The 2,041-nt window shown below is 70.5% G+C and carries 2 protein-coding genes; both read right to left on the bottom strand.

The features are described from left to right. A partial coding sequence (locus AOK22_RS43415; protein ID WP_244165247.1) for a BCCT family transporter occupies nt 1-605 on the bottom strand: 605 nt, incomplete at its 3' end. Nucleotides 606-688: 83 nt separating this feature from the next. Then, entirely contained in the window at nt 689-1,969 is a 1,281-nt protein-coding gene (locus AOK22_RS35995) for a M14 family metallopeptidase (RefSeq protein WP_055702892.1), read from the bottom strand. Nucleotides 1,970-2,041: the final 72 nt, after the last annotated feature.

The following is a 2,041-nucleotide window of genomic DNA, read 5'->3' on the forward strand; positions in this document are numbered from 1 at the left end:
TCCCCGATGAGCGGCTCGAAGACGGCGCTGATGGTCTGCCGGCGGCGGCGTCGGAAGGTGCTGTAGGCGATGGCGAGGCCCACGACCGCGTAGATCGCCCACGGGTGGAGCGTCCAGTGGAAGAGGGTGGTGGCCAGCGCGGTCTCCATCCCCGCGGCGTCGTCCGCGGGGTCGGTGCCCGGCGGGGGCGTGGTGAAGTGGGCGAGCGGCTCGCTCACACCGTAGAACATCAGACCGATGCCCATGCCGGCGCTGAACATCATGGCGACCCAGGAGACGGTCTTGAACTCCGGCTCCTCACCCTCCTGGCCGAGGGTGATCTTCCCGTACCGGCTGATGGCCAGCCAGAGCGCGAAGACGACGAAGCCGGTGGCGGTCAGCATGAAGAACCAACCGCCGTTGTGCATCAGACCGTTGAGCATGTCCGTGGAGACATTCTCGAGCGAGTCCGTCGCCACCCCGCCCCAGACCACGAAGGCCAGGGTGAGGACGGCGGTGACACCGAACACCACCCGGTCCGTCTGTGGGGACCGGCCGGCGGGGTCGGGCGCCGCGATGTCGGGCGCCCCTCCCCCGCCGTCCGCTTTCTGCTGATCCTGCGTCACAGGTGACACCTTTCAAGGGGTCGATTACGTCGAGACTTTGTTCTCCGTTACCCCCTACCACATGTGACGCACATCTCACCCGTTCAACAGCTCATGTCGGGCGTACCTGTGACGAGGTGATACGGCGCCCGCTCGTCGAGCAGCAGCGGCACGAGGGCCCGCGCGGACTGCCGCAGCGGGACGTACGCGCCGGACTTCCGGCGTTTCACGGTGACGCCGTGCAGGGCCAGTTCGTCCTTGATGTCGCCGTACTGGGCGGCATTCAGGCGGTAGCCGCAGGGCGGGTCCTGGATGATCTCGGCCGGCTCGGCGGGGTCGTTGTCGGCGCCCCCGAGGTAGACGGGGCCCCGGTCACGGAAGCCCTCGGCCCGCGCCGCCGTGGTGGCCGCCTCGATGCGCCCGCGCCGCTCGTCGGAGTAGTCGAACAGACCTCCGAGCGCGGAGAGTTGCGAGGCGACGCGGCGGCGGTTGTTGAGCGCCTCGTCCTTCTTCTCGGCGTCCGTGAGGGGGTCGACGCGGCTCTCGATGAGCAGGCCGGCGGCGTGCTTGATGCCGGAGACGTTGCGCAGGATGCGCTCCTGGCCGTCGCCCGCCGTCTGCTTGATCGGCTCGCCGGTGACGGGGTCGGTCCAGATGCCGTACGTGCCCGTCGTGTACCCGGCGTCCTCGGCGGCCGGCCGTACGTACGCCTTGGACAGGGTCTGCGCCTCGTCGTGCACGGCCTCGTCGGTGTTGAGGTTGCGCGGCCAGAGGTCGAAGAGGTCCTTGTCGTAGTACTTGGGCGTCGCGCCGTACTCGTGCAGGTCGTAGATGACGTCGGGCTGCCGGTCGCGGATCACGGCGGCCATGGCGCGGGCCTCCGCCGTCGCCAGGGAGATGTGGTCGCGGTTGATGTCGACGCCGTCGGAGTTGCCGCGGGTGTCGGCGGCGCGTCCGTCGGGGTTGGCGGTGGGCACGACCAGGAGGGTGGTGCGGCTCAGGAACCGCTTGGTCCTCTTGTCCTGCGCGTACGCGAGGTCGCGGATCGTCGACAGGCAGGCCTCGCGGCCCGACGGCTCGTCGCCGTGCTGGCTGCAGATCAGCAACACCGTGTTCTTGGCGGGGCGTTCCCCGATGCGGACCAACTGGAGCGGGCGGTTCTGCTTGGTGGCGCCGATGCGGGAGACGGACACCCGCTCGCTCGCCCTGTCGACGGTGGACAGGAGCTCCTGCTCCTCGGGCTGGGTGGTCCAGCGGGCGCCGTTCGTCTCCTCGAATCCGGTGCGCGGTGGGGTCGGCGTCGCCTGCGCGGGCGCCGTCACCAGGGGCGCGGCGAGGGCCGCCGCGGCGCAGGCGAGCGCCAGGGTACGGATGCGCGGTGTCATGAAGTGCTGCCTCCCGGGCGGGGGTTGAGCGGACGCGGCGGGGCCACGCCGTCGAGACGGGGTTCGCGGGGG

The sequence above is a fragment of the Streptomyces silaceus genome, assembly GCF_001419745.1.
In the GTDB taxonomy this organism is placed as follows: domain Bacteria; phylum Actinomycetota; class Actinomycetes; order Streptomycetales; family Streptomycetaceae; genus Streptomyces; species Streptomyces silaceus.